Here is a 15,963-nt window from a genome sequence, read left to right as displayed (position 1 = left end):
GCAGGGGAGTGGGTAAATTGGCAGTCGCTCAACATCCCAACCTCCACACCCTGCTGTCGCCGTGCATCCTATTGATCTTGCCGCTTTCTGGCCAGGCTACGACGTCGTCGCCTCTCGCCCCAGGTTGTGTGAAAACGGGCTGGATGCAGTTAACTGAACGCTATGCAAACAGATTCCATCTCTACCAACGCATTTTCACAAGCACCTACGAGATCTCGCACGCAGTAAAGTCTCCATCCCTTACCCGATCCCCACTTGGCAGCGACCGTTTCAAGCGAAAACTCTTCCTCCAGCGTTGCCCGAGCCCAATCATCGTGCCCGATCTCAGCGATCAGTTGCGCCTGGTAGACCCGTAAAAATGGAAGCAAGCTTTTCGCTTGTTCTACATCTATGAGGACAAAGTCTGCTGTATCGAGTTGCTGTTTAACATTCTCGACCAGTTCGTGAGCCTGCAATGGGAGTGCATCTAACACTGCCTCCAAGGCTGATCCCGATTTGTCGGCACTTTGGAACGTACCGCAAATGATGTTCCCTCCTGCCATATCCTTTTCCCTGTCGTGACTTCGCAGCCTAGATTAGGCACCTCGCGATCAAGTGTCTATCGTCAACTCTTCGCTAATTTATGCCCGTCGTGAGCGACCCATTGGTCCCAGGCTTGGTGAAAAACTCCCCAGATTGTCTAACCTTCTGATCGTCGAGATCGTATCGAGGGCGATCATGAAGCGATTCATTGAGGGTGAGACTCGGACGCAGGTGACGCTTGAATCGCCCCGGATTTCCTAGACACTTTCCAGGCTCAGTAAATGTTGCCTTTCAAACTCTACCGGTGACAGCTGGTTGTTGAAACCGTGTCGGCGTTTTGGGTTGTAAAACATCTCGATGTAGTCGAACACGTCAGCGCGAGCATCCTGCCTAGTGCTGTAGATCTTTCGCCTAATCCGTTCCCGCTTCAGCAGTTGGAAAAAACTTTCCGCTACCGCGTTGTCATGGCTGTTACCACGCCGACTCATGCTACCAAGCAAGTTATTGGCTTTCAGGAAGCTCTGCCAGTCACCGCTGCTGAATTGGCTACCTTGGTCGGAGTGAATCATCACCTCCTGCTTTGGCTTGCGGCGCCAAACGGCCATCAGTAAGGCATCAATAGCCAGGTCGCTGGTCATCTGCGGCTTCATTGACCAACCGATTACCTGCCGCGAGAACAGATCGAGCACCACCGCCAAATACAACCAGCCCTCATAAGTACGGATGTAGGTGATGTCCGTGACCCATACCTTGTTGGGTTCGGTGACATTGAACCGACGCTCCAGATGATTCGGTGAGGCCGCTGGAGGCTTACCGCCATAGCGGCCCGGTCGACGACGATACCCTGTCTGTGAGCGCAGCCCTTCCAGACGCATCAGTCGAGCAACACGATGCTTGCCGCATGCTTCTCCAAGCTCACGCAGGTCGTCGTGGATTTTGCGGTAGCCGTAGACGCCACCGCTCTCTAGCCACGAGTGCTTGATCAGGCCAAGCAGACGTTGGTCTTCCTTGGCTCGTGCCGACTTCGGTTCAGCCAGCCAGGCGTAGTAACCGCTGGCATGTACTTTCAGGGTCAGGCAAAGGCGGCGAACGGAATAGTCTGCGGATAGCTGACTGATGAGGGCGTACTTCAGCCGCACTCCTTGGCAAAGTACGCGGCGGCCTTTTTTAGGATGTCTCGCTCTTCAGTCACGCGCTTGAGTTCGGCACGCAGACGACGCAGCTCAGCTTGCTGGTCGTCTTCTTGCACGCGTTGCTTTTCGGGTTTGCTGTAGCGCTTAACCCAGGCATACAGGCTGTGGGTCGACATGCCCAAACGAGACGCTACCTCAGCCACCGGCAGACCTCGTTCGGTCACCTGCCTGACTGCTTCGATTTTGAATTCTTCGGGATAACGCGGATTGCTCATGGCACCTCCTAGTGGGCCGTATTATGAGGCCAGGAGGTGTCTACGAAACTAGGGACGATTCAGTATTTGTTACCGGCGGACGGCCGAGAACCCTGCAGTTAGGCAAGGCTCAGGTAATAATCGAGCATGCGCCGCAGTGGCAAATCGCTCTCGGAGCGACCATTGCTGGCGACGCTGTACGTGCGCTTGCCTGGCTGGGGAAACCTCACGCCCAAGAGGCAGTCGCCAAGCTGCGCACGTGCCTGTCGAGTAACGATTGGCAGATTTTGATATCGCATAGATCAAACCTTCCTCAATGGATGGCTGAAGCGATTGGGCGCGAAGCAGTCTTTGCTGAGCAGGGCTTCTAATCTACTCGTTTAAATACAATAGCTTAGAGAACGAATGTCCTAATTTTTGCCTTATCTCGGCATGACCCCTCTGTGGCCTGGAAATGTTCGCGGTGAAGCGCCGTGGTTGGCCAGCCGCTTGCCAGCGCGACCTGTTCGACACACGCCATGAAACCGGCAGGGCCACAGCAATAGAGGCTTGCGCTGCCGTCCCAGGCCGGCAGGTGTTCCTCCAGGTACCCGGCGATCATCGGGGCGCGCAAGCCTGCATGAACCTCGGTATTCGCATCGAGGTACTGGATAAAAGGCACCTGTTTGGCATCGCGGGTGAAAAACAGCAAGCGCACCGACCGACCTTGCGCTTGGCATTGCCGGTACATGGCGAGCAGTGGCGTGATTCCTATGCCTGCGGCCACCAAGACGACCTGTCCTGTGCCAGGTTGCAGGCTAAAGAGATTACGCGGCAGGCCCACCTCCACCCGGGCACCCAGCCGCAGGTGCTCGTGCAGCCATTGCGAGCCGCCGCGGGAGGCTTTTTCGCGCTTGATGCCCAGGTATACATGACCGTCCTCGGGCAGGCTGACCACTGAGTATTGGCGTACCACGCCATTGCCCAGGCGCAGGTCCACATGAGCACCGGGTGCCCAGTCGAAGGGCAGGGAAGCTGGACCCGGCGGGGCCAGTTCGACACCCAGCACGTCTTCGGCTTCGAGGCGCAGGGCCCGCACCTGCAGAGGTGTCCAGCTCATGCGCGTACCCCCGCGGCCTGTTGCAGATGAAGTACAGCCTGGCGTGCCTGGCTGCCCAATTCGGCGAGGTCCAGGCCAGGAATCGCATCGTTTTCCACGCTCAGGCGGCCGCCTACCAGCAATGCCCGCAGCGTCGGACGGCCACCGCCTACCACTGGCGCGATACCCAGATCGTGCAGACCGAAGTAGCGGGGTTGATCGAGGCGGTAGATCGCCAGGTCCGCCGCCATGCCGACCTGCAGCGTGCCGATGGCGTCCAGGCCCAGCACCTGGGCGCCACCTGCTGTGCCCCAGCGCACAACGTCCTCCACGCTGGTGACATGGGCACCACCCTCCAGATCGCCGCCAGCATGGCGGGCCATGGCGCGTTCGCCAGCCTTGGCCCTTTGCATCAGCCAGGCGGCGTGGGTTTCGCTGATCATGTCGCAGGCTTCGTTGGAGGCAGCGCCATCCACGCCGATCGAGACCGACATGCCTGCGGCCTCCATGGCAACGATATCTGCGATACCACTGCCAAGCCGGCCATTGCTTTGTGGGCAGTGAGCGATGCCGGTGCCGGTGGCGCCCAGCAGCTGGATTTCTTCGGCGCTCAGCTTGACCAGGTGCGCGAACCACACGTCCGGCCCGAGCCATTCCTGCTCCGCGCAGAACACCACGGGCGAGAGGCGGTGGCGATCATGGACTTCGTTCTGGTACTCCACGGTTTCGCTCAAATGGCTGTGCAGGCGGATGCCCAGGCGGCGTGCGGCGCGGGCGGTCTCGCGCAGGTGCTCGGGCGGCATGGAGTAGGGCGGGCTGGTCGGTGCCATTACCACACGGCGCCAGGCATCGTCGGCGGGATCATGGTAGACCTGTACCAAGCGCTGAACATCGTCCAGGTACTGCGTGAGGGTCTCAGGTCCGGCTGTCGCGGGGCCTTCAGCCTGACGTACCTGGGTTGCGCCGCCCCGGCAAAGGACGAAGCGCAGCCCCAGGCGCTCGGCTTCTTCGAAGAGGATCTGTGCGCTGTCGAAGGCCATGCCTGGCAAGTACAGGTAATGATGGTCGGCCACCGTGCTGCAGCCGGAACGGGCCAGTTCCACCAGCCCGACCCGGGCGGCCAAGCGGAAACTGTGCTCATCGAACAGCCCGCGATAGCGATAGGGCACGGCCCCCAACCAGGCACCAAGGCTCTGGTCGATGCCAGCGGGAATGCCCTTGAGCAAGGACTGGAACAGATGATGATGGGTGTTCACCCAGCCTGGATACACCACGCAATCGGTGGCATCGAGCACTTGCTCACCGGCTAACGGTTGCAGCGAGCCCAGGGCAGCGATACGCCCTTGGGTGATGCGGATGTCCGGCCCCACATGGCGCGCGGCGCCGCCACGCAGGCCAGTGAGGATGGCGCTGGCGTTACGGATCAGCCAGCTGTTGGTGTGTTTCATGTTCGTCTCCATAGGCAGTACGGCGTTTCGCATGGAACTCAGCCCAGCTCGCTTTCGTGCCAGTGGCGCAGGCTCAAACGAGCCAGCAAAGCCATCAGGCTGAACAGCGCCACGCCGGTCAGGGCGATCAACACCAGGGCGGCGAATAGGCGGGGGATGTTGAGCTGGAATCCCGCTTGCAGGATCTGATACGCCAGGCCCGCGCCCGTGCCACCCGTACCGGCGACGAACTCGGCCACCACCGCGCCGATCAAGGCCAAGCCGCTGGCGATGCGCAGGCCAGCGAAAAAGCACGGTAAGGCGCTGGGAATGCGCAGGCGCAACAGCACTTGCCAGCGGCTGGCGCGGTTCAGGTGGAACAGGTTGAGCAGGCCAGGGTTGACGCTGCGCAGGCCCAGGACGGTGTTGGCGATGATCGGGAAGATCGCCACCAGCGTGGCGCAGATCACCAACGCCAAGGTCGTGTCGCTGCACCAGATGATGATCAGCGGCGCGATGGCCACCACCGGCGTTACCTGCAGCAGAATCGCATAGGGAAACAGACTGGCCTCCACGACGCGGCTCTGCACGAACACGAACGCTGCCAGCGTGCCGATGACCACGGCGAGGGCGAATGACAGGAAGGTGATCTTCAGGGTCATCCACAGTGCCCCCAGCAGCATCGGGCCATCGGCGACCAGGGTGCGGCCGATATCGGCTGGTGACGGTACCAGGTACACCGGGACTTTCCAGGCGATGCATGCCAGTTGCCAGACGCCGAGCAGCAAGGCGCCAACCAGTAGCGGTGAAACGATGCGGAGTACAGAAGGGTGGCGTAGCCAGGGAGTAGAGGGTCGGCTCATGATGATGCTCTCAGGAAGGGTCGCCATTGGCCTGGGCCAGGAGTCGGGACAGGTGCGCGCATTGCTCGATGAACGCCGGTGAAGTGCGGTATGCCTCGTCGCGCTCCAGTGGGCCGTCGATGATTACATCGGCGATCACTCGACCGGGACGCGCGCCCATCACGATCACCCGCGAAGACAGGTACACCGCCTCGAAGATGCTGTGGGTCACGAATACCACCGTCAGGTCGCGCTGGAGCCAGAGCTGGCGCAGGTCGCTATCGAGCTTGTTGCGGGTGAACTCGTCCAGGGCGCCGAAGGGTTCGTCCATCAGCAGCAGATTGGGTTCGGTGGCTAATGCCCGGGCAATGGAGGCGCGCATCTGCATACCGCCGGAGAGCTCCCGCGGGTAAACGTCGCCGAACTTGCCCAGCCCCACCAGTTCCAGGGCGGCTTGCACCTTGGGCTGGCTCTGGGCCTTGGGGGCGCCGGCCAAGTCCAGGGGCAAGCGCACGTTGTCGTGCACTTTGGCCCATGGCATCAGGGTGGCTTCCTGGAACACCATGGCTAGGCTGCGCCCCGGTGTGCCTGCGTGGTGGTCCGTACCCGGGGCATCCTTGCCCCACCAGCGCACATGGCCGGCGGAGGGCTGTTCGAGCCCGGCGAACATTTTCAGCAGGGTGCTTTTGCCACACCCCGACGGGCCCAAGAGCGAGACGAACTCGCCGCGTTCGATCGCCAGTTTCACGCGGCTCAAGGCATGGGTGCCATTGCTGTAGGTTTTTTCCACCTGATTGGCGAACAAAGGAGTGTCCACACCGATGGTGTTCGGCAGGGCCTGCGGCTGGACGTCGGCCTTGGATAGGGTCTGCATCAACATAGCGCTCTCCCCGTGGGTCATGAGCGGTGGTGAATGCCCCGGCGCACCGGGGCGTTGGGCAAGTGTCAGTGGCTGAGGAACACTTCGCTCTCGCCATGGGCTTCAAGCAGACCCAGTAGTTGCCGACGGATAACCAACCCGGGCTTGTCCGATGGCATGTGCAGTTCCACCCTGCGCCGGGTGTCGACACAGGCGTCAGGATCGGTAGCCTCCAGGATGTCGCGGTCTTCGGCTGTGATCGCTGCGTCCCAGTCGATCAGTTCCTGGGTCGAGCATTGCTCTTCGCTGTCGTTGCGATACAACCACTGCACAAGCATCAGTCGGTTGTCGTCGATGGGCGTGGCGCAGTTGTAGATGATGTGATGGATGCCGCTGTCCGGATACATGCAGCCGAAGCGCCGGGAGAAGGGCAGGTAATAGCGGTTGAGCAGGTGCCGCTGGGTAATCGGCTCGGTCGTACCGGTGATACGGAAGCTTGCCTCGGGGTTGCGGATCGGCACGCGGGTCTCGGCTTCGAAGCCATAATCGGTTTCGCGAAACTCGTAACTGGCCGGCTGCGGCTGGTCGAACAAGCCGAAATTGGCCTTGTGCACGAAGGAAAAGTGCGAGTTGTCGAAGGAATTCTCCATGACCCGCAGCGGGCTGGTCTTCCACTCTTCGTAAAACTGGAAGATGCGTCGGTAACCGGGGGCGCCGTCTTCCGGGAACTCAGGGATCGGTTGTAGCGGGTCGTCCAGGCTGACCCAGGCATAGCCGTACTTTGCCTGGCAGTGATAAGCCTTCACCGCGGCACCCGGAGGAATAGCGCCGGTGGGATTCTGCGGGATCTTCACGCACGTGCCGGTGCAGTCGTATTCCCAGCCGTGATACCCGCAGGCGATATTGCCTTCAGCACTGACGAAGCCTTTGGACAGTTTGGCGGTGCGGTGGCAGCAGCGGTCCCGCATTGCCACCGGGGTACCATCGGGACGCTTCCACAACACCAGCGCTTCACCCAGCAGGGTGAATGGTTTGGGGCCGTCTTCGAGGGCTGTCATGGGGAGCAGGGCATACCAGAAACGGCGCAATACAGGTTGTTTGGTAACCAACATAATCAGTATTCCTCACAGCGTTGAGCTTGTTATGGTGTTCAGCGGCTGCCGACCTGCTCGGCCTCAGGGAGTACCTTCAGGTCTTGCACAAAGCGCGTGGTATACGCGTTGCGCCAAGGTGCGTCGGGACCGAGCAGACCCGCCTCGACCATGAAGTCGCGGGTCGCTTGCCAGCGGCTGTCAGTCATGGTGCCGATCCCCTGGGTTGCGGCCTCTCCACCGGTGATCAGGCGGTACTGCTTGAGGGTCGAGACGCCCCAGGCCAGCAGTTCATCGGTCATGTTGGGGTTGTCGCGCTTGATCAGTGCATTGCCGGCGCTGGGGTCATCCAGATAGCGCTTCCAACCCTCCATGGACGCGCGCACGAAACCTGCTACCCGCTCCGGGTGCTCAGCGATGATGTCTTGACGGGTGACCACGGTGGATCCGTAGGGTGGATAACCGGCATCTGCGAAGAGGAAAAAGTTCGGCGTCACGCCTGCCTTTATCGCCTGGAACAGTTCCGAGCTGGCATACGCCTGTTGTGTGGTTTGCGGGTCGGCTAGAAAGGGTTGCAGGTTGAAGGTGTAAGGCCGCGCCTGGTTGTCAGCCAATTGATACTTACCCTTCAGCCAAGGCCACCAGGTTTGCTGGCCCGAGGTGGACACCAGCACAGGCTTGCCGCCAAGCCCATCAAGTCCGCTGACGTCCGCGTGGGTCATCAACCCTTGCGGGTCTCCCTGGAAGGGCGCAGCCACTGCGACCACTGGCAGGCCTTGCTCGACACTTTTTAGAATCTGCAGGTCATAGTTGACGATGAAATCAGCTTGCTTGCTGACCAGCAGTTGCATGCCATTGACCTGTGGTCCACCCATTCGGATGGACACATCCAGGCCTTCCTTTTCGTACAACCCATCGGCCAGTGCCTGGTAGAAGCCGCCCTGTTCGGCCTGAGCATACCAGGAGGTCAGCAACACGACTTTGTCGCCAGCGATCGCCAGCGGAGCAATCGTCAGCGTGGTGGGGAGCAACGCTGCTGCCAACAGCGAGCGTAACGGGCGAGCCAAGGCAAAACGCGTTTTCATCATGTGTTCTTCACCCCGATTCAAAAAACCGCCGTGCGCCGGATAGCGCGACAGCGAAGGAGCCGGGCGGAGAGAACGGGGGAAGAGAATGGCGTCGCGAAGCAAAAGGGCGTGAACTGGCGACTGACATTGCTCTCTTGCCCGGGGCTGCCATAGCCTCGTTCAAACATCCGCTCGGATGTACGCCCCGAAGGACGCAAGAGCAATGCCCCATGCCATGCCTGGCACTGACCGCTTCTACTCGCTGATACAAGAAGCCAGAAGCATGCCAATTTCATGAAACCGCTGACTTTGCGGTGTAGCGACCCGCACCCGAGGGGGCCGGCACTGACGCGTGAGTTGAGAAGGTGCAGAACGTACCGATTGAGCACTAATAAAGTGCGCAATGTTCTGGTGGGATGGTGTTCATTGATGCTTGGGATTGCTCACAATAAGCAATTTACGTGTATCCGATTAGTTGGCACGCGCCCTGCTTTGCGCTAACTCGAGTAGAAGCGGTCAGTGCCCAAAGATGGCATGGGACATTGCTCTGGCGGCCTTGCGCCGCTCCCCCGGCAAGGGTGGCGCCTCGGCATGAGCCGGGGCCAGAGGAGAGGTCGTCCGCTGCTGCATCCCCTTGCTGGCGAAAACCAACAATCACGACCCAAGGGATGCAAATGAAACCGAACGCTCTTTCCTGGCTGCTTCACAGCGTCGTCCCACTCTGCGCGTTGGCCACTGGCAGTGCCCAGGCGAATCCGCTGATGTGGAGCAACAACAGCCTCAGCTACCTCTACGGTCACGGTTATAAAGTCGATGGCACCGGCAACGATATCCAGCAAACCATCACCTTCGAGCACGCCAGTGGCTGGACGTGGGGCGACATGTTCTTGTTCGTTGATAACAAGTGGTCCAACGGCTTGTCCGGCAACGATGGCTACACCTATTACGGCGAGTTTTCACCGCGACTGTCGCTCGGCAAAATCAGTGGTCACCGTCTCAGCTATGGCATCGTCAAGGATGTGTTGATCGCTGCCACCTATGAGCGCGGAGAAGGGCGCAATCGAAAGTACCTGCTTGGGCCCGCTGTTGACCTGAACCTGCCTGGATTTGATCGTTTTTCACTCAACACTTACTACCGCAAGCCCGATGGGGTAACCGGTAAAGCGTCTGGACAGTGGCAGATCAACCCGACCTGGGCCATGACGATACCGCTCGGCCGCTCAGACATTTTGTTCGACGGTTATCTGGAGTGGTACGTCAATGATGTGGGGACGAAGGGTACCTCGAACTACGTAGCCAAGAGTTTCCACTTCAACCCCCAGATCAAGTACGACGTCGGTAAGGCGATGGGGCAAGCGCCGGCGCGTTTCTATGCCGGGATCGAATGGGACTATTGGTCCGACAAATATGGCATCGAAGACAGCCACGGCTTTCCGACCGATCAGAACGCGTTGAGTGCATTGATCAAGGTGCATTTCTAATGTGATGTTTCAGACCCACCACTGAGTATCTGGTACAGGCTCCGTTGATCATCACTCATCAAGCGTTGTGTATCGACGAGAGCCGACCAGCAACGGTTATTACCGTTGTAACGCGTCTGGTTCGAAAGCTTTCGGCCGTCCAGGCCCGCTTTCGATCCAGCGCGTCGTTTCAGATACCACCGTGGATACGGTTCAAAGCACCCTGAAACCATGAGTGCCATCGCGCTCAAGCTGCGCAATCAGGCCAAATTCCCAGTCCAGGTAGCCCTGCATCGCCTCGTGTGGGTTGTCTGTGCCTTCATAGGGACGCCGGTAGCGATCGCTGCGCGGTACGGCAAGGCGGGCCTCACCGCCTTCCAATCGAAGACCGGCGGCGATCCAGCGTGCGGTGCCTCCTGCGAGCACGTAAACCGGCGTGCGGGTCAGCGTCTGCAGGTCGCGCGCGGCGAAACGCGCCAGCAGGCTGCTGCCACAGGTCAACACATAACGGCGGGCCTCGGGCGGCCGTTCCAGGGCGTCGGCCAGCTGGGCACGGATCGCCCAGTACGCGCCCGGGATATGGCGCTTGACGTAATTGGCACTGGCGGTGAAGTCCAGTACTACGGTGCCGTCTTCCTGCAGCCAGCTGGCCAGTTGCTCGACGGTTATTTCGCTGGCCTCCGGCAATTCGGGCAGCGGCGGTTGCCATTCGCCCCGGTCGCTGAAGTCCGCTGCAGTCAGCCCGTCGACCACAGCGACTTGCCAGCCCATCTGTGCCAGCCACGAGGCGCTCATGTTGGCGCGCACGCCATCGTCGTCCACCAGCGCGATGCGCGCCCCGCGCACACTGGCGACGTGGTCGGTCTCTTGAACCAGTTGCCCGCCGGGCACCGGGCGGCTGCCCGGCAGATGACCGGCGCTGTATTCCTCGGTCGTACGCACATCGAACAGGTAGAGGGTGCGCTGCGTGTCGGCCTGCCACTGGCCCAGCCCGGCGCGGTCCAGGCGCAGCACGCCGGCGCGGTCTGCTACCGCCCGGGCCTGGCCGGCGGCGTTGGCGCGGGTAACCGCAGTGACCTCGGCAAAGCGGCGGTCCTGACCATGAGCCAGTTGCTGCCCCGCCAGGGTCCAGCCGATGGTGCCATTGCGCAGGGCCGCCACCGGATTGGGAATGCCGGCATTGATCAGCGACTGGGTGCCGATGATGCTACGGGTGCGCCCGGCACAGTTGACGATCACCTGGGTCGCCGGGTCAGGCGCCAGTTCTGCCACGCGCAGCACCAGTTCGGCGCCAGGCACGCTGATGCCGCCGGGGATGCTCATGGTCTGGTATTCGTCGAAACGGCGGGCATCGAGGACCACCACATTGGCCTGTCCATCAAGCAGCGCCTTGACCTGTTCGGCAGCCAGCGAAGGCGTGTGGCGCACGCTCTCCACCAGTTCGCCGAAAGCTTTGCTTGGCACGTTGACATCGCGAAACAACTCGCCGCCCGCAGCGCGCCAGCCGGCAAGGCCGCCATCAAGCACGGCAACATTGACGTAGCCCAAGGCCAGTAAGCGCTGCGCGGCGACAGCGGCGAGCCCCTCACCGTCATCGTAGACGGTGAGGGCGGTGTCCCGCCGGGGTACGCGGGCGAAGATTTCCAGCTCCAGTTTCGACAGGGGTATGTTGGCCGCGAACAGCGGATGGGCCTGGGCGAAAGGGTCTTCTTCGCGTACGTCGATCAGGGCCAGCTCCTCCTTGGCCAGTAAAGCACGGCGGATGTCGTGGTAACGGCGGGTGGTGACGGTGCTCATGGGGCAGGGTTCTCTTTGGACAGGTCCCAGATGTTTGGCAGGCGGGTATTGGAATAGCCGGAGACAAACGGTTTTTCGCTGCCATCCAAGGCGTACACCGCGCGCTTGACGGCGCCGATGTTGCCGCCATAGACGTGAATGCTGATCGATACCTGGTCGGCGAACGCATTGCTCACCTGATGAATGTCGCCGATGCGCGGCGACACCGCTTCCACCTGGCCGGGCATCAGACGGATGGGGGCCCCCTCTGGCAACAAAGCGCCCCTGGCGTCACGCACGAAGCCCTGAGCGTGCTCGGCACCGCGCAGCATGCCGATCAGCCCCCAGACCCGGTGGTCGTGGATCGGTGTTTGCTGCCCCGGGCCCCAGACGAAGCTCACCACCGAGAAACGTTGGCGCGAGTCGCAGTGCAGCAGGTATTGCTGATAGCGCTGCGGGTCGGGCTGGGCGAGGTCGTCCGGCAGCCAGTCGTCATGGGCGACCAGCTCGGCCAGCAGGCCTTGGCCTGCGTCGAGCAGGGTGGCTTCGTCAGGCTTTTGGTCAAGCAGCGTGGCGAGGTGGTCGATGAAGTGGCGCAAGCGCTGCGGGCGCAGGGGTTCGGTCATGGTTCAGGCTCTGCTCTCAGGTTTCAGTTAACCCTAGCAAACCTTTTTTCTATTCTCAAAATGCAAAATAAACATAAGCTAATATGCAAAATATGCATTTACAGAATGGACCGTTTCTTTTGAAATTGCCGCAGTGAAAGGCATGAGGATATACCCAACGTGCATTTCACAGGATGGGTGACACTGATTAGATTATAAAGAATACTCCGTTAATACCTCGGAGCTATAAACAATCACAGACGAGACCGCACGCGCGGATCGCCTCACATGCCCCAAGCGGGTATCTGGAGACGAACGTGCGTTACTTCAAACAGCTGGCCGCCACCGTGTTGGCCACCACTTTCAGCCTTGCCGCCGCCGCCCAGACCCTGGTGGTCGGTGACCAGAGTTACAACGCTCGTGCCGTGATGGAAGCCGCCGGCGTGCTAGAACAACTGCCTTACACCCTGGAGTGGAAGCAGTTCACCGCAGGCTCCCCGGTGGCCGAAGCGCTCAACGTCGGCAGTCTCGATATCGGCCTGCTGGGCGACGCGCCGCCTCTGTTCCTCGGTGCCTTGGGGGCGCCGATCAAGGTGATTGCGGTCAGCCGGCAGAACCTCGAAGGCGTGGCCATCCTGGCGCGCAAGGATTCGCCGATCCATAGCCTGCAGGACCTGCGCGGCAAACGCGCGGCCATCTGGAAAGGCTCGTGGAGCCAGCAATTGCTTTTCAGTGCCCTGGACAAGGCCGGGGTGCCGCGTGATGCCGTGGAGCTGCGTTACCTCAGTGCGCTGGATGCATCCCACGCCTTGGACGGTGGTTCGGTGGATGTGATCGCCACCTGGGAGCCTTACGTCACTCAACAGGAGCGGCAGGGCGCCCGGGTGCTGGCCACCGCCGATGGGGTAATCCCGGCGCAGAGCTTCGTGGTCGCCAACAGCAAGGCGGTGGAACTCAAGCGTGCGCAGATCGCCGATTTCCTCCAGCGCCTGAAAAAGGCCCGTGACTGGACCCTGAGTGCCCCTGCCAATACCGAGGCCTACGCCGACGCGTGGGCCAAGCTCACCCGTGCTGATCGCGACATCGCCCGTGCCTGGTTCGCCCGTGCACGCACCGACCTCGCGCCGCTGGACCCGCAGGTGATCGCCGATGCGCAGAAAACCGTGGATTTCTTCTCCGGGCTCGGGCTGATCAAGGCATACCCGGCGCAAAGCCTGTTCGATACCTCGTTCAACGCAGCGTTCGGCAATAACTAGGCCGCTGCGCAAGGACCGCGGCGGCATTCAGATATGGACCATCCAACAGGAACTCCCATGAGCAAACGACAGATCAAACTTGGCGCCCTGACCATGGGCAGTGGCGGCCCGGGCCGGCACAACCTGTGGCTCGACCCCGAACTGCCCGCCGACGCCAGCGTGAACATCGACTGGTACATCGCCATCGCCCGGCAGGCGGAAGCCGCGTTGTTCGACCTGATGTTCATCGTCGACAGCCAGTTCATCACCCCCGGCTCGCCTTCGCACTATCTCAATCGGCTGGAACCGTTGACCCTGCTCTCGGCTCTGGCGGTCAGCACCCGCCATATCGGCCTGGTGGGTACCCTTACCACTTCTTACAACGCGCCCTTCAACGTCGCCCGCCGCCTGGCTTCGCTGGACCTGATCAGCAAGGGCCGTGCAGGGTGGAACGTGGTCACCAGCGGCGATGCCGGCACTGCCGGTAACTACGGGCTCGACGAGCATTATGACTACGACACCCGTTACGCCCGTGCCGAGGAGCATGTGCAAGTCGTGCAGGGGCTGTGGCAGTCGTACGAAGACGATGCTTTCCCCCGTGATCGGGCCAGTGGCCGGTTCCTCGACCCGACCAAGCTGCATGCGCTCAACCACAAGGGTAAGCATTTCTCGGTCGTCGGCCCGCTCAACATCCAGCGCTCGCCCCAGGGGCAGCCGGTGATCTTCCAGGCGGGCGATTCCGAACAAGGCCGAGCGCTCGGGGCCGCCACGGCTGATGTGGTGTTCACCCACGCCGCCAGCATCGAGCAGGGCCAGGCCTTCTACCGCGACATCAAACGCCGCGCCGCGCGCCTGGGTCGCGACCCGGAGCAGTTGCTGGTATTGCCCGGCGCGGAGATCTACGTGGGTGACAACGACGCCCACGCCCGTGAGATCGAGCGCCATTACCATCAGGCCGACCACAGTTTCGAACTGGCGTTGAAGGAATTCGGGCGCAACTTCGGCTGGCATGATTTCAGCCAGTACGACCTGGATGCCCCGTTCCCGCAAGAGAGCCTGGAGTTTGCACGGAGCAGCTTTTTCACGAATGCCAAGCGTATTGCCGACCAGGCGCGGGACAAGGCCTTCAGTCTGCGTCAGGCTGTTGAGTTTGGCCGTCAGTTACGGCCAGGGGCCTTCGTTGGTTCGGCCGAAACCGTGGCGGCGAAGATGGCCGAGTGGTTCGAAGCGCGGGCGCTGGATGGGTTCAATATCTACATTGGTCATCCTGGCCAGTTCCGGCGGTTTACCGAAGAAGTGGTACCGTTGCTGCAGGCACGTGGGGTGTATCGCACGGCGTATGAGGGCACGACCCTTCGGGAAAGCTTGGGGTTGGCGATACCGCGGTCTGGCCGCTAGATCGCCTGGGCCGGCCTCTTCGCGGCTAACAACCGTTCCTACAGGGATCTTCAATCACCTGTAGGAACGTCCTTGGTCGCGAAGAGGCCGGTGCAGATCAGGCGCTGCGGGTGCTGCGACCGGCTTCCTGGTCTGCTACCAGCGCCCGAATCCGCGGAATCAGCGCCTGCCCATACTCCACGGCATCACGCAACTGATCGAAGCCACGGAACAGGAACGTGCTCACGCCCAGGTCGTAGTACGCCAGCGTCGCTTCGGCGACCTGTTCGGCGGTACCGACCAGCGAGGTGGAATTACCGGCCCCGCCACCCAGTGCGGCAATCTCTGTCCACAGCCGAGTGTCGTGGACCTTGCGCTGACTGGCCAGTTGCACCAGGCGTTCGGACCCCACGTTGCTCTTGCCGAAATTCTTCTCGCGGCGGTTGCCCTGGCGGATGCCAATACGCTGCTGTGCATCGGCCAGGATGCGTTCAGCGCGGGCCCAGGCTTCCTCCTCGGTGGCCCCCAGGATCGGCCGCAGCGACAGGCTGAAGCGAATGTGCTGCTCACGCCCATGGCGAGCGGCGGCCTTGCGCACCTGGGCGATGCGTTCGCGCACCTGCTCCAGCGGCTCGCCCCACATCATGTAGACGTCGGCATGCTTGGCCGCGACTTCTACCGCCGCGTCCGAGGCGCCGGAGAAGTACACCGGCAGCTTGCCCACGGGTTTGACCAAGGTCAGGTTGTCCTCTACCCGGTAGTGGTCGCCGTGGTGGTCGAAGGGCGACGTCTGGGTCCAGGTGTTACGCAGCACATCGAGGTACTCGTCGGTACGTGCGTAGCGGGCATCTTTGTCGAGAAAGTCACCGTCGCGCTGCAGGTCGCCGCTGTCGCCACCGGTTATCACGTTGATCGAAGCACGGCCGCGGCTGAGCTGGTCGAGGGTGGCGAATTGGCGGGCAGCGAAGGTCGGTGCCTGGAAGCCGGGGCGGTGTGCCACCAGCAGGCCGATGCGCTCGGTGAGCGCGGCCACGTAGCTGGCGAGAATCATCGAGTCTGGCGCGCTGGTATTCACCGCCAGCAGGGCCTTGTCGAAGCCGGCGTACTCCTGGGCCTGGGCGAAGGCCTTGATGAAGCCCAGGTCAACCTGCGGTCCGCGCGGCGCCTGTGATTCGCTGCTTTCATGGGGGCCGATCAGGCCAATGAATTCGAGGCTCATGCAATGGAACTCCTTTTG

The 15,963-nt window shown here is 61.5% G+C and carries 15 protein-coding genes; 3 read left to right on the top strand and 12 right to left on the bottom strand.

Features of this window, described 5'->3' with window-relative positions; translation table 11 throughout:
• Positions 1-149 precede the first annotated feature (149 nt).
• The 9 genes from AC3RCM_RS13435 to AC3RCM_RS13395 all read right to left on the bottom strand — a co-directional run bounded on the left by AC3RCM_RS13435 (position 150) and on the right by AC3RCM_RS13395 (position 8,291).
• Entirely contained in the window at positions 150-542 is a 393-nt protein-coding gene (locus AC3RCM_RS13435) for a hypothetical protein (protein WP_011005898.1), read from the bottom strand.
• Between the two features lie 237 nt (positions 543-779).
• A protein-coding gene (locus tag AC3RCM_RS13430) for an IS3 family transposase (RefSeq protein ID WP_134637449.1) occupies positions 780-1,930 on the bottom strand; the annotation gives its coding sequence in 2 pieces (ribosomal slippage) (positions 780-1,687 and positions 1,687-1,930; 1,152 coding nt in all).
• A 98-nt stretch (positions 1,931-2,028) separates the two neighbouring features.
• Positions 2,029-2,208 carry a hypothetical protein gene (locus AC3RCM_RS13425; RefSeq protein WP_051122559.1) on the bottom strand — a complete coding sequence of 60 codons (180 nt, stop codon included), beginning with the start codon at positions 2,206-2,208 and terminating at the stop codon, positions 2,029-2,031.
• A gap of 95 nt (positions 2,209-2,303) precedes the next feature.
• Positions 2,304-2,987: a ferredoxin reductase gene (locus AC3RCM_RS13420; RefSeq protein ID WP_492629670.1), complete on the bottom strand. Its 684-nt coding sequence runs from the start codon at positions 2,985-2,987 to the stop codon at positions 2,304-2,306.
• Positions 2,988-3,004: 17 nt separating this feature from the next.
• Entirely contained in the window at positions 3,005-4,435 is a 1,431-nt protein-coding gene (locus AC3RCM_RS13415; protein ID WP_492629669.1) for an amidohydrolase family protein, read from the bottom strand.
• A gap of 38 nt (positions 4,436-4,473) precedes the next feature.
• Positions 4,474-5,202, bottom strand: coding sequence for an ABC transporter permease (locus AC3RCM_RS13410; protein WP_014862030.1), 729 nt, complete (start codon positions 5,200-5,202; stop codon positions 4,474-4,476).
• An 85-nt stretch (positions 5,203-5,287) separates the two neighbouring features.
• Positions 5,288-6,136: an ABC transporter ATP-binding protein gene (locus AC3RCM_RS13405; protein ID WP_104961692.1), complete on the bottom strand. Its 849-nt coding sequence runs from the start codon at positions 6,134-6,136 to the stop codon at positions 5,288-5,290.
• Between the two features lie 65 nt (positions 6,137-6,201).
• The gene (locus AC3RCM_RS13400) at positions 6,202-7,227 is read right to left on the bottom strand and encodes an aromatic ring-hydroxylating dioxygenase subunit alpha (protein ID WP_064492005.1); all 1,026 of its coding nucleotides are present in this window, start codon (positions 7,225-7,227) and stop codon (positions 6,202-6,204) included.
• 38 nt (positions 7,228-7,265) lie between these two features.
• Complete coding sequence (locus AC3RCM_RS13395; RefSeq protein WP_121161660.1) at positions 7,266-8,291, bottom strand: ABC transporter substrate-binding protein; 1,026 nt, start codon at positions 8,289-8,291, stop codon at positions 7,266-7,268.
• A gap of 656 nt (positions 8,292-8,947) precedes the next feature.
• On the opposite strand from AC3RCM_RS13395, the gene AC3RCM_RS13390 reads away from it, so the two are divergent.
• Positions 8,948-9,754, top strand: coding sequence for an outer membrane protein OmpK (locus tag AC3RCM_RS13390; RefSeq protein WP_177410027.1), 807 nt, complete (start codon positions 8,948-8,950; stop codon positions 9,752-9,754).
• 192 nt (positions 9,755-9,946) lie between these two features.
• Here AC3RCM_RS13390 and AC3RCM_RS13385 read toward each other — a convergent pair whose 3' ends face one another.
• Both AC3RCM_RS13385 and AC3RCM_RS13380 read right to left on the bottom strand, forming a co-directional pair.
• Positions 9,947-11,530 (bottom strand): rhodanese-related sulfurtransferase, encoded by a 1,584-nt coding sequence (locus AC3RCM_RS13385; RefSeq protein WP_104887633.1) that lies wholly within the window; start codon positions 11,528-11,530, stop codon positions 9,947-9,949.
• Complete coding sequence (locus AC3RCM_RS13380; protein ID WP_104887634.1) at positions 11,527-12,135, bottom strand: cysteine dioxygenase family protein; 609 nt, start codon at positions 12,133-12,135, stop codon at positions 11,527-11,529. Before AC3RCM_RS13380 ends, AC3RCM_RS13385 begins: the two co-directional genes overlap by 4 nt.
• A gap of 296 nt (positions 12,136-12,431) precedes the next feature.
• On the opposite strand from AC3RCM_RS13380, the gene AC3RCM_RS13375 reads away from it, so the two are divergent.
• Both AC3RCM_RS13375 and AC3RCM_RS13370 read left to right on the top strand, forming a co-directional pair.
• Positions 12,432-13,370, top strand: a complete 939-nt coding sequence (locus tag AC3RCM_RS13375; RefSeq protein WP_010954101.1) for an ABC transporter substrate-binding protein — start codon at positions 12,432-12,434, stop codon at positions 13,368-13,370.
• A gap of 57 nt (positions 13,371-13,427) precedes the next feature.
• Positions 13,428-14,747 (top strand): LLM class flavin-dependent oxidoreductase, encoded by a 1,320-nt coding sequence (locus tag AC3RCM_RS13370; protein WP_010954102.1) that lies wholly within the window; start codon positions 13,428-13,430, stop codon positions 14,745-14,747.
• A 97-nt stretch (positions 14,748-14,844) separates the two neighbouring features.
• Here AC3RCM_RS13370 and AC3RCM_RS13365 read toward each other — a convergent pair whose 3' ends face one another.
• Positions 14,845-15,945 (bottom strand): LLM class flavin-dependent oxidoreductase, encoded by a 1,101-nt coding sequence (locus tag AC3RCM_RS13365; protein WP_010954103.1) that lies wholly within the window; start codon positions 15,943-15,945, stop codon positions 14,845-14,847.
• Positions 15,946-15,963 lie beyond the last annotated feature (18 nt).

It is taken from the genome of Pseudomonas sp. GW823-FHT05G12 (assembly GCF_058795575.1).
This window is presented reverse-complemented; position numbering and strand designations above follow the sequence as displayed.